The organism is Bacillus sp. V26 (assembly GCF_034296245.1).
GTDB lineage: Bacteria > Bacillota > Bacilli > Bacillales > Bacillaceae > Bacillus > Bacillus halotolerans.
In genome coordinates this window covers 320,859-342,327 of the sequence record NZ_JAXKQF010000001.1, presented here as the reverse complement: position 1 = coordinate 342,327, position 21,469 = coordinate 320,859, and the positions used below count along the sequence as shown (strand labels likewise).

At 45.0% G+C, this 21,469-nt stretch carries 20 protein-coding genes and 1 other annotated feature; of the genes, 3 read left to right on the top strand and 17 right to left on the bottom strand.

Annotated elements, in window-relative coordinates; genetic code table 11:
- Positions 1 to 37: 37 nt before the first annotated feature.
- The 3 genes from aspS to UJ203_RS01765 all read right to left on the bottom strand — a co-directional run bounded on the left by aspS (position 38) and on the right by UJ203_RS01765 (position 3,655).
- On the bottom strand, positions 38 to 1,816 hold the full coding sequence (gene aspS, locus UJ203_RS01775; protein WP_322008483.1) for an aspartate--tRNA ligase: 1,779 nt from the start codon (positions 1,814 to 1,816) through the stop codon (positions 38 to 40).
- A 13-nt stretch (positions 1,817 to 1,829) separates the two neighbouring features.
- Entirely contained in the window at positions 1,830 to 3,104 is a 1,275-nt protein-coding gene (gene hisS, locus UJ203_RS01770) for a histidine--tRNA ligase (protein WP_024122316.1), read from the bottom strand.
- Positions 3,105 to 3,194: 90 nt separating this feature from the next.
- Positions 3,195 to 3,425: a binding site (T-box leader), on the bottom strand.
- A 59-nt stretch (positions 3,426 to 3,484) separates the two neighbouring features.
- Positions 3,485 to 3,655, bottom strand: coding sequence for a YrzK family protein (locus UJ203_RS01765; protein WP_010335119.1), 171 nt, complete (start codon positions 3,653 to 3,655; stop codon positions 3,485 to 3,487).
- 132 nt (positions 3,656 to 3,787) lie between these two features.
- Between UJ203_RS01765 and UJ203_RS01760 the strand changes: the two genes are divergently transcribed.
- The gene (locus UJ203_RS01760; RefSeq protein WP_322008482.1) at positions 3,788 to 5,341 is read left to right on the top strand and encodes an SH3 domain-containing protein; all 1,554 of its coding nucleotides are present in this window, start codon (positions 3,788 to 3,790) and stop codon (positions 5,339 to 5,341) included.
- 25 nt (positions 5,342 to 5,366) lie between these two features.
- On the opposite strand, the gene dtd is transcribed toward UJ203_RS01760, so the two are convergent.
- The 8 genes from dtd to UJ203_RS01720 form a co-directional block, all read right to left on the bottom strand.
- On the bottom strand, positions 5,367 to 5,807 hold the full coding sequence (gene dtd, locus UJ203_RS01755) for a D-aminoacyl-tRNA deacylase (RefSeq protein WP_059293508.1): 441 nt from the start codon (positions 5,805 to 5,807) through the stop codon (positions 5,367 to 5,369).
- A gap of 12 nt (positions 5,808 to 5,819) precedes the next feature.
- Entirely contained in the window at positions 5,820 to 8,024 is a 2,205-nt protein-coding gene (gene relA, locus UJ203_RS01750) for a GTP diphosphokinase (protein WP_044154273.1), read from the bottom strand.
- Positions 8,025 to 8,191: 167 nt separating this feature from the next.
- A complete protein-coding gene (locus tag UJ203_RS01745; protein WP_010335123.1) occupies positions 8,192 to 8,704 on the bottom strand; it encodes an adenine phosphoribosyltransferase in 513 nt (170 codons plus the stop codon).
- Positions 8,705 to 8,709: 5 nt separating this feature from the next.
- Complete coding sequence (gene recJ / locus UJ203_RS01740; RefSeq protein WP_322008481.1) at positions 8,710 to 11,070, bottom strand: single-stranded-DNA-specific exonuclease RecJ; 2,361 nt, start codon at positions 11,068 to 11,070, stop codon at positions 8,710 to 8,712.
- A 66-nt stretch (positions 11,071 to 11,136) separates the two neighbouring features.
- On the bottom strand, positions 11,137 to 11,472 hold the full coding sequence (locus UJ203_RS01735; protein ID WP_069487124.1) for a lipopolysaccharide assembly LapA domain-containing protein: 336 nt from the start codon (positions 11,470 to 11,472) through the stop codon (positions 11,137 to 11,139).
- A 75-nt stretch (positions 11,473 to 11,547) separates the two neighbouring features.
- Complete coding sequence (locus UJ203_RS01730; RefSeq protein ID WP_322008480.1) at positions 11,548 to 12,045, bottom strand: cation:proton antiporter regulatory subunit; 498 nt, start codon at positions 12,043 to 12,045, stop codon at positions 11,548 to 11,550.
- 159 nt (positions 12,046 to 12,204) lie between these two features.
- Positions 12,205 to 14,418: a protein translocase subunit SecDF gene (gene secDF, locus UJ203_RS01725; protein ID WP_322008479.1), complete on the bottom strand. Its 2,214-nt coding sequence runs from the start codon at positions 14,416 to 14,418 to the stop codon at positions 12,205 to 12,207.
- A 37-nt stretch (positions 14,419 to 14,455) separates the two neighbouring features.
- Positions 14,456 to 14,752, bottom strand: coding sequence for a post-transcriptional regulator (locus UJ203_RS01720; protein WP_010335127.1), 297 nt, complete (start codon positions 14,750 to 14,752; stop codon positions 14,456 to 14,458).
- Positions 14,753 to 14,867: 115 nt separating this feature from the next.
- Here UJ203_RS01720 and spoVB point away from each other — a divergent pair, with 115 nt between their 5' ends.
- Entirely contained in the window at positions 14,868 to 16,424 is a 1,557-nt protein-coding gene (spoVB, locus tag UJ203_RS01715; protein ID WP_322008478.1) for a stage V sporulation protein B, read from the top strand.
- A gap of 3 nt (positions 16,425 to 16,427) precedes the next feature.
- Here spoVB and UJ203_RS01710 read toward each other — a convergent pair whose 3' ends face one another.
- Entirely contained in the window at positions 16,428 to 17,084 is a 657-nt protein-coding gene (locus UJ203_RS01710; RefSeq protein WP_322008477.1) for a DUF421 domain-containing protein, read from the bottom strand.
- A gap of 196 nt (positions 17,085 to 17,280) precedes the next feature.
- On the opposite strand from UJ203_RS01710, the gene UJ203_RS01705 reads away from it, so the two are divergent.
- Positions 17,281 to 17,667, top strand: a complete 387-nt coding sequence (locus tag UJ203_RS01705) for a TIGR04086 family membrane protein (protein ID WP_024122324.1) — start codon at positions 17,281 to 17,283, stop codon at positions 17,665 to 17,667.
- Between the two features lie 58 nt (positions 17,668 to 17,725).
- On the opposite strand, the gene yajC is transcribed toward UJ203_RS01705, so the two are convergent.
- From yajC to ruvB, 5 genes are read right to left on the bottom strand one after another with little or no spacing between them, the layout of a single operon-like run.
- On the bottom strand, positions 17,726 to 17,992 hold the full coding sequence (gene yajC, locus UJ203_RS01700; protein WP_024122325.1) for a preprotein translocase subunit YajC: 267 nt from the start codon (positions 17,990 to 17,992) through the stop codon (positions 17,726 to 17,728).
- A gap of 47 nt (positions 17,993 to 18,039) precedes the next feature.
- Positions 18,040 to 19,185 (bottom strand): tRNA guanosine(34) transglycosylase Tgt, encoded by a 1,146-nt coding sequence (gene tgt / locus UJ203_RS01695; RefSeq protein ID WP_024122326.1) that lies wholly within the window; start codon positions 19,183 to 19,185, stop codon positions 18,040 to 18,042.
- Between the two features lie 26 nt (positions 19,186 to 19,211).
- Entirely contained in the window at positions 19,212 to 20,240 is a 1,029-nt protein-coding gene (gene queA / locus UJ203_RS01690; RefSeq protein ID WP_024122327.1) for a tRNA preQ1(34) S-adenosylmethionine ribosyltransferase-isomerase QueA, read from the bottom strand.
- 26 nt (positions 20,241 to 20,266) lie between these two features.
- A complete protein-coding gene (locus UJ203_RS01685) occupies positions 20,267 to 20,467 on the bottom strand; it encodes a DUF2905 domain-containing protein (protein ID WP_003222669.1) in 201 nt (66 codons plus the stop codon).
- On the bottom strand, positions 20,460 to 21,464 hold the full coding sequence (gene ruvB, locus UJ203_RS01680) for a Holliday junction branch migration DNA helicase RuvB (RefSeq protein WP_024122329.1): 1,005 nt from the start codon (positions 21,462 to 21,464) through the stop codon (positions 20,460 to 20,462). Before ruvB ends, UJ203_RS01685 begins: the two co-directional genes overlap by 8 nt.
- Positions 21,465 to 21,469: the final 5 nt, after the last annotated feature.

Sequence of the window (21,469 nt, the reverse complement as noted above, 5' to 3'; positions counted from 1 at the left end):
ATAGACGATTTTGATTTTCAAGAATCGAACTGCACATTCAGTTCTTTACTTTTGTTTTAATAGAAAGATGAAGTTCATCAAGCTGCGCGTCGCTTACTTCTCCCGGCGCATCTGTCATCAGACAGCTTGCACTTGCCGTTTTCGGGAAAGCGATCGTATCTCTCAGATTCGTCCGGCCGGCAAGAAGCATTACGAGACGGTCTAAGCCAAGCGCGATTCCGCCGTGCGGAGGAGCGCCGTATTCAAATGCCTCAAGAAGGAATCCAAACTGTTCTGCTGCTTCTTCTTTTGTGAAACCAAGCAGTGCAAACATTTTTTCCTGAATATCCTTTTCGAAAATACGGATCGAACCGCCGCCAAGCTCATAGCCGTTTAAGACGAGGTCATAGGCTTGCGCTTTCATGTCCTCAGGCGCTGTTTCAATCAGCTCAATGTCTTCACGGACAGGCATTGTAAACGGATGGTGCGCTGCGTAAAAACGGCCTTCCTCCGCATCATGCTCTAAGAGCGGCCAGTCAATAACCCATAAGAAATTGAAGAGGTTTTCGTCAATGAGTCCCCGTTCTTTCCCAAGCTTTAAGCGCAGGGCGCCGAGTGATGCGGCAACAACTTCGAATTTATCCGCTCCGAACAGCAGCAAGTCACCCTCAGCGGCATTAAGTGCTTCAATCAGCTTAGACTGCTTTTCATCATCAAAGAATTTGGCGATCGGGCCTTTCACTCCGTCCGCTTCGACCTTCACCCAAGCAAGTCCTTTCGCTCCGTAATTTGCGGCAAATGCGCCTAGAGCATCGATGTCTTTTCTTGAGTAATCGCCTGCCCCGCCTTTTACATTGATGGCTTTGACTACTCCGCCGTTTGCCACAGCTGATGAGAACACCTTAAATTCAGTATCTTTTACAATGTCAGATACATCTGTCAAAAGCATGTCAAAGCGAGTATCCGGTTTATCAGAACCGTATTTGTTCATCGCCTCGTCATACGTCATTCGAGGCAGAGGAAGCTTGAGTTCCACACCTTTCGTTTCACGCATAATCTTTGCCATCATATCCTCAGCCAATGACATAATGTCTTCCTGGCTCATAAAGGACATTTCAATATCGATTTGCGTAAACTCAGGCTGGCGGTCCGCACGCAAGTCCTCATCGCGGAAACAGCGGGCAATCTGATAATAGCGTTCAACGCCTGAGACCATCAGAAGCTGTTTAAATAGCTGCGGAGATTGAGGGAGCGCATAGAATTCACCTTCGTGCACACGGCTCGGCACCAAGTAGTCACGTGCGCCCTCAGGTGTGCTTCCTGTTAAAATCGGTGTTTCAATATCAAGAAACCCTTTTTCATCTAAAAAGCCCCGAGCAGCTCTCGTCACGTTATGGCGCAGCTGGATCGTTTGAAACATAGCCGGTCTGCGCAAATCTAAGTAACGGTATTTTAAACGCACGTCCTCTGATACATCATCCGCTTGATCAGAAATGGCAAACGGAGGCGTCTTCGCAGCACTCAATACAGTCACTGCATCAGCGTGAATTTCAATCGCGCCTGTTTTCAAATTCTTATTCACTGTGCCTTCTTCGCGCGCAACCACTTTTCCTTGAATATCAAGTACGTATTCGTTTCTGATGCCTTCCGCAATAGCAAGCGCTTCTTTTGATACATCAGGGTTAAAAACGACTTGAACAATTCCCGTACGGTCACGCAAGTCGATAAAAATCAATCCGCCGAGGTCCCGTCTTTTTTGGACCCAGCCTTTCAGCGTTACAGATTCGCCAATTGCTTTTTCAGTCATTTCGCCGCAATAATATGTTCTTCCAAACAATGCGTTCCACTCCTTATCCCTTTTGGTTTGCTTTCATCACATGTATCAATTCATCAAGAGCCACTTCAATCTGTTCGCCTGTTTTTGCATCCTTTACATTGATTTTGTTTTGAGCAAGCTCATCCTCTCCCAAAATCGCAATAAATCTGGCGTTGAGGCGGTCAGCTGTTTTAAACTGGCCTTTCATTTTCTTATTTTCGTAATCAATTTCACTGGAAATGCCTGCTTCTCTCAGTTTGTACACCAACGAAACGGAATAATCCTTCGCTTTTTCGCCAAGCGTCACGATATAGCAGTCAATCCCCTGATCGACAGGCAGTTCTCTTTTTTCAGCATCAATTGCGGCAAGCAGACGTTCAATGCTCATCGCAAATCCGATGCCGGGCGCTTCTGGTCCGCCGATTTGCTCGACCAATCCGTCATAGCGGCCGCCGCCGGCAAGCGTTGTAATAGCGCCAAAGCCTTCCGCATTGCTCATGATTTCGAATGCGGTATGATTATAATAATCCAGCCCTCTCACAAGGTTAGGATCAATTTCATAAGAAATGCCGAGATCGTTTAAATATTGCTTCACTTTTTCAAAATAAGCGGCTGATTCTTCATTTAAGTAAGTAAGAATAGAAGGTGCCGATTTCATCAGCTCATGATCCCGGTCCTTTTTGCAATCCAAAATTCTGAGCGGATTGGTGTGCAGACGTGACTGACAGTCTGAACAAAATTCCTCGATGCGCGGCTCAAAGTGTTTCACGAGCGCTTCTCTGTAGCTTTTGCGGCTGTCCCGATCGCCAAGACTGTTTATGACAAGCTTGACGTTTTTCAAGCCGGCCTTCTGATAAATACCCATCGCCAGCGCCATTACTTCAGCATCTATTGCAGGGTCTTTCGAACCAATCGCTTCGATTCCAAACTGATAAAACTGGCGGTAACGGCCTGTCTGCGGACGTTCGTAACGGAACATCGGCCCGACATAATACAGCTTTGTCGGCTGAACAGGATTCGCAAATAATTTATTTTCATTAAAAGCGCGAACTGCTGCAGCAGTTCCCTCGGGGCGAAGCGTCAGGCTTCTGCCTTTGCGGTCCTGGAAGGTGTACATTTCTTTTTGTACAATATCCGTAGACTCCCCGACGCCTCTGGCGAACAGTTCTGTATGCTCAAAAATCGGCGTGCGGATTTCTTTATATTGATAAGTTCGGCAAGTGTCTCTCATGATTTGTTCAACATACTGCCAGCGCTCTGATTCTCCGGGCAGAATATCTTGTGTTCCTCTTGGAATGTTATATCCCATGTGTAGACCTCCTTATGTATCCCTTATAAAATATACATTTATCGTCAATGATGAAAAATAAAAAAACTCCCGTCTCTACTATACACATATAGTAGGGACGAGAGTTATACCCGTGGTGCCACCCTAGTTGGAATATTTTCGTATTCCCGCTCGATCCTTTAACGCAGGTTCACGTTCACTGCCTAATGACGGTATCACGCGTTCAGCAGGAAACCTCCGGAGTGTTGTTTCGAGAAAGACGCAATGGGAGCCGCTTTCAGCCTGGGGCGGTTCCTCTCTAGCCATGCAATCTGACCTACTCTTCTCCATTATTGGTTCAGTTTAATTATTATTTATTATGTACTCGATTTCTATTATAATAATGGCATTGCTGTACTCTGTCAAGCTTTATTCCGGTTGTTTTTCTGCTGTGATGCTTCTTTGGACATAAGACCAAATTCCGTTGCCGTTTCAGTGAGATAACCGATTGTATCAGGATCGGCATGATCACTGAAATGCAGGTTTCCTTCGCCGTCGTGAAATGCACGTCCCATTTTTGGATGATATTTCATGATTTGCACACCTTTTTCATTGGATTTATGCCTAGTATAAACAAATCATTTTATTTTTATTTAAAAATCAGAAAGGACTTTACGATATTAAGAAAGAAAGCTTTTTTTATGATCATTAGAAAGGAGGACACAATGAGCAAGAAACACTTTGTCCTTATTGTATGTATTATCGTCGCCGGGGCGCTTTTCCCGCCTTTTTCTGCCGTTACAGCCGCTCAGGGAGAAGCGGTCATCGCAACAGATGAAATGAACGTCAGAAGCGGCCCGGGGCTTAGCTACGGCATCATGGCGGAGGTGAAAAAAGGAGAACGCTACCCCATCTTGAAGGAAGACGGAGACTGGGTGCAAATACAGCTTGGTTCCGGAGATAAAGGGTGGGTTGTCTCCTGGCTTATTACTAAGGAAAAACAGTCAGGCACAAGCTCTACAGACAGCAGTGAAACTGTAACATCAACAGATCCCGATTTACGGATGAGAACAGGCCCTGGTACTTCATACGAAGTCATCGGCAAATTCCCGCAGGGCAGCCAAGCCGCAGTGATTGACAAGAATTCCGGCTGGATCAAGATATCATATCGAAATTCCACCGGATGGGTATCTTCCGAATACGTCACTTCAGGCAGCGGCAGTTCAGCGTCTGAGGAAAGTGATCAGACAGAATCATCTGGTTCAACAACGGGCACGGTTGGCGTTTCTTCACTAAATGTCAGAGGGTCCGCCTCACATGATGCAGCAATTATAACAAAACTCTCGCGAGGAACGAAACTTACAATCCTCGAAGAGAAAAACGGCTGGCTCCATATTGAAGTGAATGGGCTAAAAGGCTGGGTCGCAAGCCATTACATTGTGACCAGTTCTGACCCAGCTGAAGATTCAGCTGATGTCAGCAGTTCAGACAGTACAAAAAAAGCCTATATCGTATACGGAGGAACGAATTTAAGAAGCGATGCCTCAACATCAGCTTCTATCGTTAAACGCGCAGCCAAAGGCGATGCGTACTCCATTACCGGATCAAAGGGCAGCTGGTATGAAGTAAAACTTGACAATGGGCAGACCGCTTATGTCGCCAACTGGGTGGTACAGACGTCTAAAAGCGTTGAAGAATCCGGAGAGCCGCCTGTCGCTGATTCCGCTTCCGGAAGCGGGTCGCTGAAAAACAAAGCGATTGTTGTCGATCCGGGGCATGGAGGAAAAGACAGCGGAACAATCGGCTATTCAGGCCAATTCGAGAAAAAACTGACGATCAAAACGGCGAAACTGCTGGCCAGCAAACTTAGATCAGCAGGAGCAGACGTGTATGTGACACGGCAGGATGATACATTTGTCAGCTTACAGTCACGAGTCTCGACGTCTCACTACCGCAATGCAGACGCCTTCATCAGCATTCATTACGACAGCTTTGCGGATACTTCTACAAGGGGAAGCACAGCTTATTACTACAGTCCTGCAAAGGATCAGGAACTGGCATCAGATGTACACTCTGAAGTGGTTAAGCGATCTTCAATTCCTGACCGCGGCGTACTGTTCGGAGATTATTATGTGCTCCGTGAAAACAAACAGCCCGCTATGCTGTACGAGCTAGGATATGTAAGCCATCCGCAGGAAGAAGCCATTGTACATAGCAATTCATATCAAGAAAAAGTAACAGACGGAATTGAGAGCGGGTTGGAGAAATATTTCCAATAAAAAAAGCTGCCTTTTGGCAGCTTTTTTATTTTGAATCCATAATCAAAGTAACCGGTCCGGAGTTTGTGAGCTTTACATCCATCATGGCTCCGAATTTACCGGTTTCTACTTTGATTCCTTTTTCACGAAGCAGGTCATTCCATTTTTCATAAAGGCCCAAAGCCTTATCAGGTTTTGCTGCGTTCATGTAGTTCGGGCGCCGTCCTTTTCTCGTATCTCCGTAAAGCGTAAACTGTGAAACAGACAAAATCTCCCCGCCTGTATCCAGAAGCGACAAATTCATTTTTCCATCGCTGTCATCGAAAATGCGAAGATTCACCATTTTATCCGCTAAGTAAGCGGCGTCCTCTTCTGTATCATCGTGAGTGATGCCGACCAGGACCATAATGCCTTGTCCAATTTGGCCGATCACATCTCCATCAACGGTTACACTTGCTTCTGTTACTCGCTGAACGACTATTTTCATTTTGTGACTCCTTTAATTCATGACGCGGCGCACAGAATATATATCCCTTATTTGCTTAATGCGCTCGACGACTTTATGCAGATGATTGATGTTCTGGATAAAAATAGCCATATGAATGGTTGCCACTTTGTTGCGATCCGATTTGCCAGAGACAGAAGAAATATTTGTTTTCGTTTCATTCACTGCCTGAAGCACCTCGTTAAGCAATCCGCGGCGGTCATACCCAAGAATCTCGATCTCAACATTGTATTCCTTGCGTTTTTGCACCTGTGACTCATGTTCCCACTCTACGGGGATCAGCCGCTCCTGTGCTTCATTCGTTTTGACATTCGGACAGTCGTCGCGATGGACGGAAACCCCTCTGCCTTTTGTAATGAAACCGACAATATGGTCACCAGGCACAGGATTACAGCATTTCGATAATCGCACAAGAAGATTGTCGATCCCCTTGACGCGAACGCCAGCTTCCCGCTTTCTTCCTTGCGGATACGGTTTAGGCTCCGCAGCGACATCCTGAACGATTTTTTCTTGCTCTTCCTGATCGCGCTGTTTTCTTTCTTTTTCCGTCAGCCGGTTCGCCACCTGCAGTGCTGTGATGCCATTGTAGCCGACCGCTGCGTACATGTCTTCTTCATTTGAGAAATTAAATTTATCAGCAACTTTTTGGATGTTCTCCGGTGTCAGGACGTCCTTCACTTCAAAGTCCAGATTTTTAATTTCTTTTTCTACCAATTCACGGCCTTTTTCAACATTTTCTTCGCGCCGCTGTTTCTTAAAGAATTGACGGATCTTATGCTTCGCCTGTGAGGTTTGAGCAAGCTTCACCCAATCCTGACTCGGTCCATAGGAATGCTTGGAAGTAAGAATTTCAACGATATCACCTGTCCGGAGCTTATGGTCAAGGGTCACCATTTTTCCGTTGACCTTCGCACCGATTGTTTTATTGCCGATTTCAGAGTGTATCCGGTAAGAGAAATCAATCGGGACAGAACCGGACGGAAGCTCGATGACATCTCCTTTTGGCGTAAAGACGTACACCATATCCGAGAACAAATCGATTTTGAGCGATTCCATAAATTCTTCGGCATCTGTTGATTCATTTTGGAATTCCAAAATTTCGCGGAACCATGAAAGCTTTTTCTCAAATGTTGCGCTTTCACTTGCTGCTTTTCCTTCTTTATAAGCCCAGTGAGCCGCAACCCCGTATTCCGCGATTTCGTGCATTTCAAAGGTGCGGATCTGCACTTCCAGCGGGTCGCCTTTAGGTCCTATAACTGTTGTATGAAGCGATTGATACATGTTCGGCTTCGGCATTGCGATATAATCTTTGAACCTGCCGGGCATCGGCTTCCAGCAGGTATGAATAATGCCGAGCACCGCGTAGCAGTCCTTTATGCTGTTCACGAGAATCCGGACAGCAAGCAGATCATAGATTTCATTGAATTGCTTATTTTGCAGCACCATTTTTCTATAGATACTGTAAATATGTTTCGGCCGGCCTGAGAAGTCAGCCTTGATGTTGACTTCTTCGACACGTTTTTTCACCTCATTGACAACCTCGTCGACATAAAGCTCGCGTTCTGCGCGTTTTTTCTTCATGAGGTTGACAATTCTGTAATATTGCTGAGGATTCAAATAACGGAGCGCCGTATCTTCCAGTTCCCATTTAATCTTTGAAATCCCGAGGCGATGAGCCAAAGGAGCAAAAATTTCCAGCGTCTCATTAGAAATTCTGCGCTGTTTTTCTTGGGGAAGGTGTTTCAGCGTCCGCATATTGTGAAGACGATCCGCCAGCTTGATCAGTATGACCCGGATATCTTGAGCCATAGCGACAAACATTTTGCGATGATTTTCCGCCTGCTGTTCCTCTTGAGATTTATATTTAATTTTACCGAGCTTCGTTACACCGTCCACAAGCATTGCCACTTCCTCGGAGAATGCTTCCTTCAGGTCATCAAGCGTCACATCAGTATCCTCCACTACATCATGCAGAAATCCGCCCGCGATTGTGGATGGATCCATTTCAAGATCAACGAGAATTCCCGCAACCTGAATCGGATGAATGATGTAAGGCTCACCTGATTTGCGGTATTGCTCGCGATGAGCGTCTTCAGCGTACAGGTATGCTTTTTCGACAAATGCGATATGCTCATCGGATAGATAACTGCGCGCTTTATCAATAACTTGCTCGGCAGTCAATACTTGTTCGTTCGCCATGGAATCACCTTTTTTAAAATGTAAACTGTATTGTAGTTTATTATCAAGAAAAAAACGATAGATGTAAAGAGCAGAAGTTCAAATCACCAAATAATATATCAAATAAATGCAAAACAATAGGAAAAAAGCACCCTGTATCGAGTGCTTTTTCCTTTATGAGGTTATCTTTAGTATTTCATTAGTGTTAAGATGTCATAATTATCAAGTTTATTTCTGCCGTCAAGGTAAGAAAGCTCGATTAAGAAAGCGATACCAGCTACAATGCCGCCAAGCTCCTCAACTAGTTTGATTGTCGCTTCAATTGTGCCGCCTGTCGCAAGCAGGTCATCTGTAATAAGCACACGCTGGCCTGGCAAAATCGCATCTTTGTGGATCGTTAATACGTCTTTGCCATACTCCAAACCGTAATCCACTTTGATGACCTCGCGCGGCAATTTGCCTTCTTTGCGAACCGGTGCAAAACCGACGCCGAGCGCGTAGGCAACCGGACAGCCGATAATAAAGCCGCGCGCCTCCGGGCCGACAACCAAATCAATTTGTTTTTCTTTCGCATATTCAACAATTTGATCTGTTGCATAGCGATAGACATCGCCTTTATCCATCAGTGTCGTAATATCTTTAAATTGCACGCCTTCTTTCGGGTAATCGGGTACAATTGTTACGTATTGTTTTAAATCCATCTGTTTTATGTCCTCCTCGTACTTTCATAAGCCTCTGAATCTTGTTTCATCAGCTTATTCAGCCATTCCTTCAGCTCTTCAGTCGCAGAATAATTCAGCTTTTGATCCAGCTCCATCAGCTGCTGTTTTGCTTGATATGTTTGTGAGTCTGTTAAATCGCGTTTTTTCGCTCCGCTTATCACAGACAGCACACCATTCTCTATTTTAACAAAACCGAGATCAAAAAACACCTTTGTCATGAAATTGATTGTTTCAACGGACCAGCCTTTATGCCTCGCAAGCTCTGAACCGTGTTTTTTCAAGTCAAAAGCGCCTCTTTTCAGCAAGAATGCATAATACCATTTAAAGTGGTCTCTTGCCGGAAAAGATGATAAAAAGTGTTCCTCATGATTGAGAAAGATGAAGTAAATCCGCTCAGGCGCTTTGCCTTCCAGCAAACGTGCGAGCATGTCCAGCGAAGGCGGAGAATCCAGTAATACAATATATGCACCGTCAAGTTCATATGCCTTCGCTTGGTCTTCAGAACTGATAACGTGCACGTCATGGCGAAGATCTTCAGAATGAAGAAGCGTTGCGGTTTCTTCTTTGAAGGAGACAATGACTCGTTTATCAGACGGAAGGGCGGTAACCGTATCTTTCCACGTGCGTTTTCCTCTTAAGTCAAACAGCTGCCATTCAGCAACAGCCGCATCCTTGATCATCAGCTGCGGTTTTTTTCTGTTATTCCATTCATTGATCGACATTTCACCAACAATCGAAATTTTTGAACCAGGCACAATACTTTCCTCAAGCTCGCCTTTGTTAAAACCGACACAGTCAAGCTGGGATGAATCGTTTCTAATCGTCATTTTGACATGATTTTTATTCGCCCCGATTTTGCGGACATCTTCCAGCACTGCGTTTTCTACCATCACATGCGGTTTCGGGTTCAGCATGCCGAAGGGAGAAAGCAGATTCATCTCTGTGATGCTTTCAACCGTAATATCCTCCACGCTGCATACGAGGTCTACTTCCTGTACAGGAATAAAATCTTCTTCTGTAAGCGTATTGTCAGCTATCTCATTCAGCCTGTTCCGCAATTCCGGCACATCTTCGGCATTCAGCGTCATGCCAGCCGCCATTGGATGGCCTCCAAAGTGCGGAAGAATATCTCTGCATTCAGAAAGGCTTTCAAACAAATTAAATCCCCTGATGCTTCGTGCCGAACCTTTGGCGATCCCTTTTTCTTCATCAATTCCAAGAACAATGGCCGGGCGGTAAAAACGGTCTACAAGCTTTGAAGCTACAATTCCGACGACTCCGGGATTCCACCCTGCTTTTGCCACGACAATCGCAGTTTGATTAAGCCCTTCTTGTTCAACCATTTCAATCGCTTCATCCGTCATTTTGCTGACCATCTTTTGCCGTTCTTTATTAAGCTGATCGATTTCAGCGGCAAGCTCTTCCGCTTCAAACGGGTCCTCGGACATAAGCAAATGAACTGCAGGATCGGCCTGTTCAATTCTTCCGACTGCATTCAGTCTCGGTGCGAGCTGGAATCCGACGGTTTCTTCGTTCGCTTCTCCGATTTCTCCGCCTGAGAGCTTAATCAGTTCTTTTAAGCCAAGCCGGTTCGTCCGCCGGAGCTTTTCGAGACCTAATGTTGCAATTAATCTGTTTTCATCATGCAGCGGAACTAGATCGGCAATGGTGCCGATTGCCGCCAGGTCAAGAAGTTCATCTGGCAATTCGCCCAATAATGCGTGGGCAAGCTTAAACGCCACGCCCACTCCTGCAAGCTCCTTAAAGGGATAGGTGCAGCCAGGCTGCTTCGGGTGAACGATCGCATGGACAGCCGGAAGCTCTGGTCCAGGCTCATGGTGATCGGTAATGATGACATCTAAGCCAAGTTCCTTTGCTACCTTCGCTTCATGGACAGCGGCAATCCCCGTATCAACCGTAATAACGAGTGAGAAGCCTCGTTCTTTAATCGAGCGAAACGCCTGTTCATTAGGGCCGTAGCCTTCTTTAAACCGGTCAGGTATATAAAAATCAACTTGCGCCGACAGCTTTTGCAAAGTGTGCAGCATCACTGACGTACTGGTAACTCCATCGGCGTCATAATCGCCATATATCATAATCTGTTCTTGTTGTGAAATGGCCTGTTTTATTCGTTCTACCGCTTCTTTCATCCCCTTCATCTCATAGGGATCATAGAATTCGGCATCCTTTGTATGTAAAAACAGCCTCGCGTTTTCTGCCGTATCAAAGCCTCTTTTTACAAGCAGCGACGCAACAAGAGGTGTTATGTCCAATTGTTCTGTGAGTGATTTGACCTTTTCCTGATCTGGTCGCTGGATTTCCCATCGCATTTTTGACGCTAACATAAATTCACCCCTCAACCACCCTATTATACTAGAGCAGGCTGAGGGGTTTCAAATATAATTCGAAAACTAGTCTTTTTTCTCAATCATGGCGGATGCATCCTGTGTGTCGGCTTGAACATCATTCAAATGTGCATCCTCTTGGTTATGTATCACATCCTGTGCGGTTTTGGTTTCTTTCCGCAACGCTTTTATTTCTCTCTTTAATTTCATGACTTGAAAAATCCCAGCAGAAAAAACGATCAGCGCCCCCATCAGTACTGAACCTAAAATAACTAGAATAAGCGGCCACTCTGATCTGCCAAACAGGTAATCAACTTCTACGGACCTTACATTAATGACTGCGAAAACAGCGACAAGCAACGTAAAAATAAGTGCAAATATAATCGTCCATTGTTTGTTCATTCGATTACCCCCAAACTTCACTTATTGAGGTTAGTTTCCCTATTCACATTGGTTTTAAACATGGCTTGACGCGAGTCAAGCCCCCAGTGCGGTTAATTTTTCACGGATCAGCCTCTTCAGTCCGTCTCTCTCTCCAGAGATGACGAGTGTATCTCCTTCTTCTATCACTGTTTCAGACCCTGGATTCAATTGCTTTTTCTGATTCTTCTTTAATATAGCGATGACTGTCGCTTGATATTCCCGCCGCACGTCCAAATCACCGATTGTCTTGTGAACGGCTGGTGCTCCTGCTTCTGCTTTAAACCATTCTATAATCAAATCGTCAAGAGCCACTTCCACGGTTTCTAACGCTTTCGGTTTATATGCCATCCCGCCCAGAATCGCAGAAATCTGCCTCGCTTCCGCATCATCAAACTGTACGGATGTCACACATTCTTCATGATCATTTTCGTCAAAATAATACAGCTCTCTCCTGCCGTCGTCATGAATGATAATTGATATTTTATCTTGGTTTCTGGTGACAATCTCAACTTTTTGCCCGATACCCGGCAGCTCCGACTCGCGAACCTTCATACCCACACCCTCCCACATATATGAAAACCTGTCACAAATCCTCTTCACACCATTTATATGTTTAATTGTAAGCGTATGTCATTATAGCAAATGTCTATTTTAAGATCAATCAAACGCCAAAAAATCAGGCTGCCCATAATGGACAGCCTGACAGTTACTCTATTGTTCCGTACCTTTTTTTAATTCTTTCCCTTTCCAAACAAGCCAAATTTGCGCGGCAATGTAGAGGGATGAATAAACACCTGTTAACAGCCCAACCAATAGAGCGATTGAGAAGTTTGTAATAGATGATGCTCCAAAGATCAGCAGAGTTATGACAACAATCACTACAGTTAATACAGTATTAATGGATCTTGTAAAGGTTTGCTGCAAGCTTAGGTTTACGATATGGTTCAAATCGGCAAACGTTTTCGGCTTGCGCTTTTTCATATGCTCGCGAACCCTGTCAAACGTAACGATTGTATCGTTAATCGAATAACCGACAATCGTCAGAACGGCTGCAATAAAGGTAACATCTACCTCCAGCCTTGTAATGCTGAAAAATGTGACGATAAAGAAAGCATCATAAAGCAGTGAAACAATCGCAGCAATCGCCATTTTGTACTCGAATCGGATGGAAACGTAAATAATGATTCCGATTGAAGCAATGGCTACTGCGTACAATGCATTTCTCGCCAGCTCTTTACCAACAGTAGGTGACACCGTGCTGACATTCGGCTCGGATCCGTACTTGCCTTTAAAGTAATCTTTCACTTTTGCAATGGTTTCTTTATCAGGCACTCCCACAAAGCGGGCAACACCAATATTGCTCTTTTCGCCTGACAAGACAACCGTGTCAGGTTCCATGCCAAGTGATGCAAAGTCCTTCTCTACCTGCTCTGTCGTGAGCTTATGGTTACTTTGCACTTCAATCCGTGCGCCGCTCGCAAAGTCAATGCCCAAATTCAGCTTAAATACAAGCAGAATAATAATCCCGGCAATGGTAACTGCACTTGAGAAAATAAAGAAAAATTTTCGTTTGCTCGTAAAATCCCATTTTTGGAACGGCGTATACGGTTCTGTATTTTCATCTGTGTCCTGGATGTCCACAATATGTTTCTTTTTGACGCCAAACCAGCCTTTTTTCCGGTCTAACCATCTGCTTTCCACAAGAAGCGAGAGCAGAAATCTTGATAAGAAGACTGCGGTAATAAAGCTTGTCAGAATCGACAGAATCAGCATTGTCGCAAACCCTTTAACAGAGCTTGTCCCAAAGACAAAGAGCACAACCGCTGCAATAATGGTTGTAATATTCGCGTCAAAAATCGTCGCAAATGACCGTCTGTTTCCTGAGCGAAAGGCAGAACGGACGGATTTTCCTAGCTTAAGCTCTTCCTTAATCCGCTCATAGGTGATGATATTGGCATCTACAGCCATCCCGACCCCTAAAATGAGTGCGGCTATTCCCGGAAGAGTGAGAACAGCGTTCATCCAGTCAAAAATCTGGAGCGTAATGTATACATAAACTGATAGCGTAATCACCGCAATCAATCCTGGCAGGCGGTAATAGAAAAGCATAAATAGGAAAATAATAGCTATTCCGATAATGCCTGCAAACACCGTATCGTGCAAAGCCTGCTGTCCAAATTGTGCGCCTACTGATGTTGAGTATTTTTCAGTCAGTTTAACAGGCAGCGCCCCTGCATTTAAAATGCTGGCTAAATCTTTCGCTTCCTGGACTTTGAAATGCCCTTCGATTTTTACATCTTTTGTGTTTAATTCCTGGCTTACATTCGGAGCGGAAACATATTTAGGGTTCTCTTTCTGAACTTCTTTTTTATAAGAGTCGCCTTTTTCGTAATCCAGCCAAATAACAAGCTGGTTGTTTGGCGCCATATTCATGACCTTTTTCGTCACTTCTCCGAATTTATCAGCGTCTTTCAATTTGATAGTGACAATCGGTTCATTTGTTGTACTATCATAAGTTTGTTGTGCGCCGTTTTCGACGAGATCCGCACCATTCAGCAATTCTTTATCATTTGCATCTCTGAAAGAAAGCTGAGCCTCAGTCGCCAAAATTTCCCGCGCTCTGTTTTGGTTTGTCACACCAGCGAGCTGAACACGAATCCGGTTATTTCCTTCAATTTGGATGTTCGGTTCACTGACACCGAGGACATTCGCCCTGCGGTTCAAAGCCTCTACTGTGCTGACCAGAACGTCTTTTGTGATTTTGTCACCTTTTTTTACGGGCTGTACGTCATACAGCACCTCAAATCCGCCTTGCAAATCCAATCCTAACGTAATATTGTTTGCAGCAGGCTTTGTAAAGTAGCCCAGCCCCGTGCCAATCAATAGAACGAAAAGGAAAAACGCAATCAAGCGTCCTTTTTTCATTATGTATATCCTCCCTTAAACCTATGCAGATCAACTGCTACCTCAGTAGTTCTTCCAATGCTTCCTGACCTTCTTCACTGCCCAGCCAATTAGACGTTTTAAATGACTCAACAGTTGCATAGTTCATAAATTCTCCAATTTTCACTGATAAAATATCCCTTGTCAGTTCATAGATGTGCAGCTCCGATTTCTTTTTCCACTTCTTGTTTTTTAAGTATGACCACAAACTATCGAGCTCAACATCATCATATCCCAGAATCTTAAACTCTTCCAGTTTGCTGTAAAGAAACGGCCTTACGTGGTCTTTATACAGATCGGCTGGATGCTTATCCACGAATTCCACGCTCCTTTTTTATTGTTTTTCAAGAAGACTTGTCATGCTTGGACGATATATACGCATATCTTTATTGTATATGATTCCAGGTAGTTTGAGAAGGCAGGGGGTAAAAATGGCGAAACAGACGTTTTTAAAGGGCACTCTTATCCTTATCGCAGCAGGGATGGTCACAAGAATGCTCGGCTTTGTCAACCGGGTGGTCATCGCCCGTTTTATCGGCGAAGAAGGGGTAGGGCTCTATATGATGGCGGCTCCTACCTTTTTCTTAGCCACTACATTAACTCAATTCGGTCTTCCCGTCGCGATCAGTAAGCTTGTCGCTGAAGCCAGCGCACGCGGAGATCATCAAAAAACGAAAAATATTTTAGTCATGTCTCTTACCATCACTGGGATTCTCAGCCTGATTTTCACACCGCTGTTTTTATTTTTCGCTCCGATAATGGCGGAAACCATGCTGACAGATCAGAGGACGCTGTACCCCCTCTTGGCCATTACTCCGGTCGTGCCGATTATCGCCATATCCAGTGTGCTGAGAGGGTATTTTCAAGGAAAACAAAATATGAACCCGCTTGCCGTTTCACAAGTCCTAGAACAGGTCGTCCGCATTTCTCTCGTGGCTGTATGTACGACGATTTTTCTCCCTTACGGAATTGAATATGCCGCAGCGGGAGCCATGCTTTCTTCAGTTGCAGGAGAGCTGGCATCACTCGTTTATTTATTCATTTGTTTCAAATTCAAAAAGACAATGAAAATCAGAAAACATTTTTTTCAATCGATTAAAAATGGAAAAGAAACTTTATCTCAATTAATGAGCGTCTCACTTCCTACAACCGGCAGCCGTTTTATCGGCAACCTGTCTTGGTTTTTTGAACCCATTGTTGTCGCGCAAAGCCTTGCAATTGCCGGAGTGGCGACAGTTGCGGCTACAAAGCAATACGGGGAACTGACCGGCTTTGCCATGACGCTGCTGACTCTGCCCAGCTTTATTACATATTCTTTGTCGACCGCGCTTGTTCCTGCGATAAGTGAAGGAATGGAACAGAAAAAACTTCAGGTGGTTGAATACCGATTGGAGCAGGCCATGCGGCTGTGCCTGCTTAGCGGGGGCATTTCCGTTGTGATTTTATATGTGTTTGCGGACGAGCTGATGAGCGTGATGTATGGGTCCTCAGGCGCAGCTGTGTTTATAAAAGTCATGGCTCCGTTTTTTCTGCTTTATTATTTCCAGGGTCCGCTTCAGGCTGTGCTGCAGGCGCTCAATTTAGCAGGAGCCGCAATGATGAACAGCTTGATCGGAGCCCTTGTAAAAACAGGCCTTATTTTCGTCCTTGCCACGAGACCGTCTCTCGGCATCATGGGTGCTGCATTAGCGATTGTAACTGGCATGGTGCTCGTCACCCTTTTGCATGCAGCGACAGTGAGCAAAGTGCTGCCGATCAGCATCAAAATAAAAGAGTACGTGCTCTGCTTTGCTGTTATTTTTATATGCGGGTTCCTCAGCTCTGCTGTCAAACAATATGTGCGTTTCGGAGAGTCGGAGGCTGTGAATGTTGCCGGATGGATTGCGATAAGCGCTGTTTTCTATATCATCTTGCTGCTCGTTTTCCGTTTAATCAAAAAAGATGAGCTTCGCCGCATCCCTATTATCGGACGCCTGATCGTCCGATGAAAATCAGGTGCGGTGCCCATCTTTTTCATCAATAAAAAATTCGCCGTCAGTAAACGAACAAAATGATATAGCTGAAGGATTCGTATATCCCTGTTTCAATAAATTCTCCTCAAGCCACTGGTTATCTTTGCCGATCCGAGCCAGGTTCTCAGTTTGAATGTCACCGTCAATGATAAGCGGCATCTCCAGCTGTCTATGTTCATCATTGTTTTGTTTTTTTACGACAGTCAGTTTGCCTGACGGCTCTAATATAGCAAATGATACATCAGCCACTCTGTCGATATTATTTTCTCTTAGCTGAACCATCAAATCATCAAAATTATAACGCTGTGATTTCATGGCGTTTTCGTCAATTCTTCCGTATTTAATGATAATGGTGGGCTTGCCGTCAAGAAGCTGACGTACGTTCCGGTTTTTTAAGGATATGTATGCAAACGTCACTTGGATCATCATTAGCACAAGCATTGGCAAAATGGTATGAAACAGATGGTCCTCTACGTTTTCTATGGCCAGGACAGCAATTTCTGCCATCATGATAAAGACAACGAGATCTAATATACTAAGCTCTCCGATCTCCCGCTTGCCCATGAAACGAAAAATAATCAGGATCACAAAATATAATACGACTGTGCGAAACGTTATAGTAAGAAGCTCTTCCATCATGCACCTCCAACTCATCATAGCATGCAACAAAACATACGATTTATGTAAGAAAAAGTGATCGTATTTCATAAAGCTTTTACGTCTAATTCACGGAACGAGGGAATACATTTTTACAAAGACGAGCCATCAGCATGTCTGAGGCTTTGTTTAAAAAGAACAGAAGCCTTTATAGATAGGCAGGGAGGAGAAATTCATGGAGGAAACGAAACAAGTTGGAAAAGGCATACTCTACGGCTTAATCGCTATTTTTTCAGCCATGCTCCTAACGAGTTTAGCCGTTTCACTTTTACTGACAGCAACCTCGCTTGAAGAATCATCATTCAACTGGCTGATCACCGCCGTATCATTTCTTTCTTTATTTATCGGCGGATTCATATCTGGCGGGAAAGGGAAGGAAAGAGGATGGCTGATTGGGGCATTGACTGCTTTAAGCTTTTCCTTGATTATTTTACTGTTTCAATATCTGGGATTCGGAAAAACATTTACAGCAGAACAGTTGCTCTTCCATCTTGGCTTTTTAGGCGTATGTATGCTTGGCGGCATTTTCGGAGTGAATTTGAGAGGAAGCAGATCTTCCTAATAAAAAAAGAGCGGGGGTTACCCGCTCTTTTTTGTTTGCTATGTATGAACTCCTGCTGTTATTCAGCAGCAGAAGTTTCTCTGATCGCGCGGCGGTCGAAAGTAAGACGTGTGTTATCACCAGTCTTAATGACGACTTTGCTTTCGTCGATAGAGTCAACTGTACCGTGCAATCCACCGATTGTCACGACTGAATCGCCTTTTTTCAGTTCCTCCTGCATTCGACGCACAGCTTTTTGCTGCTTCTGCTGCGGACGGATCAGCAAGAAATAAAGAACCGCAAACATTAAAATAATAGGAACTAATGTACCTAAAGTACCTGTCATCTTTTTCCCCCCTTTCTGAAACAAACTTGCCATTATGGCTTTTTATATTAGAAGCTTTTCGCATTTGGCTTGTTATAGCCGTAACGCTCAAAGAACTCTTCTCTGAAATCACCCAGACGATCCTCGCGAATAGCCTGTCTTACCTGCTCCATTAAGTGTAACAGAAAATGAAGGTTATGGTAAGTTGTTAATCGGAGTCCAAACGTTTCATTGCAGCGAATCAAGTGTCTGATATACGCCCGTGTGTAATTTTTACATGTGTAGCAATCACACTCTTCATCAATCGGACGGAAGTCTCTCTCAAATTTTGCGTTTTTCATATTGAGCCGGCCTTCAGCAGTAAACACCGTGCCGTTTCGTGCAATACGGGTAGGCAGCACACAGTCAAACATGTCTACTCCGCGGATCGCTCCGTCAATCAGAGCATCCGGAGAACCAACTCCCATCAGATACCTCGGCTTATCCTTCGGTAAAAGCGGTGTCGTAAATTCAAGCACCCGGTTCATAACGTCTTTCGGTTCACCAACGGACAATCCACCTATAGCATATCCCGGAAAATCAAGGGAAATCAAGTCTTTCGCGCTTTGTGTGCGCAAATCTTCGTATTCTCCCCCCTGAACAATACCAAACAGGCCTTGCTCGTCCTGCCGGGCATGGGCATTCAGGCAGCGTTCAGCCCAGCGGCTTGTCCGCTCAACTGACCGTTTCATGTAATCGTATTCTGCCGGATATGGCGGGCATTCGTCAAATGCCATCATAATATCAGAGCCGAGTGCGTTTTGGATCTCCATCGCTTTTTCCGGAGATAAAAACAGCTTATCTCCATTTAAGTGATTGCGGAAGTGAACGCCCTCTTCCTCTATATTACGAAACTTGCTTAATGAAAAGACCTGAAAACCGCCTGAATCTGTTAAAATTGCGCGGTCCCAGTTCATAAATTTATGGAGTCCGCCCGCTTCTTTTACAATATCCTGTCCCGGGCGGAGCCATAGGTGATATGTGTTGCTTAATATGATGCCCGCGTCCATTGCCTTCAGCTCTTCAGGCGCCATTGTTTTGACGGTCGCCAGTGTGCCGACCGGCATAAAAACAGGCGTTTCAAAGGAGCCGTGGGGAGTATGCACTCTGCCCAGGCGCGCCCCAGTTTGTTTGCATTCTTTTATAAATTCATAGCGTATTGGTTGTTCAGCCACTTTTTATGAGGCCTCCTGTTCTCAATTTATATAATCAGCATTGCGTCGCCGAAGCTGAAGAAACGGTATTCTTCTTCAACCGCATGGTTATACGCACGCAGAACGTTTTCTCTGCCTGCAAGCGCACTGACCAGCATAATCAATGATGATTTCGGCAAGTGAAAGTTTGTAATCATTCCGTCAATGGCTTTGAATTCATAGCCCGGATAAATAAAAATAGATGTCCATCCGCTTGATGCTTTAAATCGCCCATCATGTTCACCGGCAATCGTTTCAAGCGTGCGGGTTGAGGTCGTGCCGACAGAAATAATCCGTCCGCCCTTTTCCCTTACGCTGTTTAAAGCCGCGGCCGTTTCTTCTGACATTTGATAGAACTCTGCATGCATATTATGCTCTTCCACTTCATCAGCACTGACCGGACGAAACGTTCCGAGACCGACATGCAGTGTGATGAACTCAATCTGAACGCCTTTGTCCTTCAGCTGCTGTAAAATGTCTTCCGTGAAATGAAGTCCGGCTGTGGGCGCAGCGGCAGATCCGATTTCTTTTGAAAACACCGTTTGGTAGCGCTCTCTGTCATCAAGCTGTTCCTTAATATATGGCGGAAGCGGCATTTCTCCGAGTGATTCCAGCACCTCGTAAAAAATACCGTCGTATTGGAACTCAACTTTTCTGCCGCCATGCTCCAGCTCTTCCGTGCAGACAGCTTTTAATCTGCCGTCCCCAAATGTTACAACGGTTCCTTTTTTTACCCGTTTTGCCGGTTTGACGAGCGTTTCCCACCTGTCACCGGCTTCCTGTTTCAGCAAAAGCAGTTCTACTTTTGCCCCCGTATCCTCTTTTGTTCCAAATAACCGGGCAGGCAAAACGCGGGTATTGTTCAGCACGAGACAATCCCCTTCTTTAAAGAAACTGATGATCTGTTTAAACGAGCTGTCTGTCAGCTCTCCTGTATGTTTATCAAGCACCATCAGCCTTGAAGCGTCACGCTGTTCCAATGGCACCTGTGCAATTAAACGTTCCGGAAGTTCAAAATCAAATAAATCAACTTTCATAATTTCACCTTTATCCTAGTCTTTTGTTATTTCATTCTGCCGAAAAGATTAAGCAAGATTGATAATACCACACTTATGATAATACAAGTGACAACCGGGAAGAAAAACGTCACATTTCCTTTTTTCACAAAAATATCTCCCGGCATCTTGCCGACAAAATGCAAAACCGCTCCGATAATAAGCAAAACAGCACCAAGAATCATAATGATCTTAGGAAATTCAGTCATATCGGGGAGCCTCCATTTGAAAATGATGATAAACGGCCGGTGTGACGATCCTTCCCCGCGGCGTTCTCTGGATAAAACCGATTTGCAGAAGATACGGTTCGTACACATCTTCAATCGTATGCGGTTCTTCGCCGATCGTGGCTGAAATCGTATCAAGCCCCACCGGACCGCCGTTAAATTTTTCGATCATTCCCATCAGCAGCTTGTGATCAATGTGATCCAAGCCAAGACGGTCGACTTGAAGCCGCTCCAAAGCGTCCTGAGAAATCTCTTCTGTAATCCGGCTGTCGCCTAACACCTGTGCAAAATCCCGGACCCTTCTCAGCAGGCGGTTGGCCACCCGCGGCGTTCCTCTTGATCTTCTGGCAATCTCAAGCGCTGACGGCTGATCAATTTCAACCTCAAACACATCAGCCGTTCTCGTAACAATATCAGCAAGCTCTTCTTGTGTATAATACTCAAGCCGCGACATGACGCCGAATCGATCTCTTAACGGCGCCGTCAAAAGCCCTACTCTTGTCGTGGCGCCGACCAGTGTAAAAGGCGGGAGATCAAGACGGACCGAACGGGCAGAAGGCCCTTTTCCAATGACAATATCAAGACAAAAATCTTCCATTGCCGGATAAAGCACCTCTTCAATGGATCTGTGCAGCCTATGTATCTCATCGATAAATAATACATCCCCCGGCTCGAGCGCCGTTAAGATCGCAGCCAAATCACCCGGCCTTTCAATCGCAGGTCCCGAAGTCGTCCGCAACTCCACTCCCATTTCGTTGGCAACGATGGAAGCAAGCGTCGTTTTTCCAAGCCCTGGCGGACCGTATAAAAGAACATGATCAAGCGTTTCCTGTCTCATTTTTGCGGCATCTATAAAAACACGCAAATTCTCTTTTACCTTATGCTGCCCGATATATTGAACCAGGCGCTGAGGCCTCAGGCTTTGCTCTATCACTGATTCATGGTTGTCTGCTTCACTTGAGACGAGCCGTTCATCCATGAACA

Excerpts from the sequence above, each read along its gene's own strand:
- hisS (WP_024122316.1), bottom strand. The coding sequence starts at position 3,104 with ATGGGATATAACATTCCAAGAGGAACACAAGATATTCTGCCCGGAGAA.
- UJ203_RS01765 (WP_010335119.1), bottom strand. The coding sequence starts at position 3,655 with ATGAAATATCATCCAAAAATGGGACGTGCATTTCACGACGGCGAAGGA.
- UJ203_RS01760 (WP_322008482.1), top strand. The coding sequence starts at position 3,788 with ATGAGCAAGAAACACTTTGTCCTTATTGTATGTATTATCGTCGCCGGG.
- dtd (WP_059293508.1), bottom strand. The coding sequence starts at position 5,807 with ATGAAAATAGTCGTTCAGCGAGTAACAGAAGCAAGTGTAACCGTTGAT.
- relA (WP_044154273.1), bottom strand. The coding sequence starts at position 8,024 with ATGGCGAACGAACAAGTATTGACTGCCGAGCAAGTTATTGATAAAGCG.
- UJ203_RS01745 (WP_010335123.1), bottom strand. The coding sequence starts at position 8,704 with ATGGATTTAAAACAATACGTAACAATTGTACCCGATTACCCGAAAGAA.
- recJ (WP_322008481.1), bottom strand. The coding sequence starts at position 11,070 with ATGTTAGCGTCAAAAATGCGATGGGAAATCCAGCGACCAGATCAGGAA.
- UJ203_RS01735 (WP_069487124.1), bottom strand. The coding sequence starts at position 11,472 with ATGAACAAACAATGGACGATTATATTTGCACTTATTTTTACGTTGCTT.
- UJ203_RS01730 (WP_322008480.1), bottom strand. The coding sequence starts at position 12,045 with ATGAAGGTTCGCGAGTCGGAGCTGCCGGGTATCGGGCAAAAAGTTGAG.
- secDF (WP_322008479.1), bottom strand. The coding sequence starts at position 14,418 with ATGAAAAAAGGACGCTTGATTGCGTTTTTCCTTTTCGTTCTATTGATT.
- spoVB (WP_322008478.1), top strand. The coding sequence starts at position 14,868 with ATGGCGAAACAGACGTTTTTAAAGGGCACTCTTATCCTTATCGCAGCA.
- UJ203_RS01710 (WP_322008477.1), bottom strand. The coding sequence starts at position 17,084 with ATGGAAGAGCTTCTTACTATAACGTTTCGCACAGTCGTATTATATTTT.
- UJ203_RS01705 (WP_024122324.1), top strand. The coding sequence starts at position 17,281 with ATGGAGGAAACGAAACAAGTTGGAAAAGGCATACTCTACGGCTTAATC.
- yajC (WP_024122325.1), bottom strand. The coding sequence starts at position 17,992 with ATGACAGGTACTTTAGGTACATTAGTTCCTATTATTTTAATGTTTGCG.
- queA (WP_024122327.1), bottom strand. The coding sequence starts at position 20,240 with ATGAAAGTTGATTTATTTGATTTTGAACTTCCGGAACGTTTAATTGCA.
- UJ203_RS01685 (WP_003222669.1), bottom strand. The coding sequence starts at position 20,467 with ATGACTGAATTTCCTAAGATCATTATGATTCTTGGTGCTGTTTTGCTT.
- ruvB (WP_024122329.1), bottom strand. The coding sequence starts at position 21,464 with ATGGATGAACGGCTCGTCTCAAGTGAAGCAGACAACCATGAATCAGTG.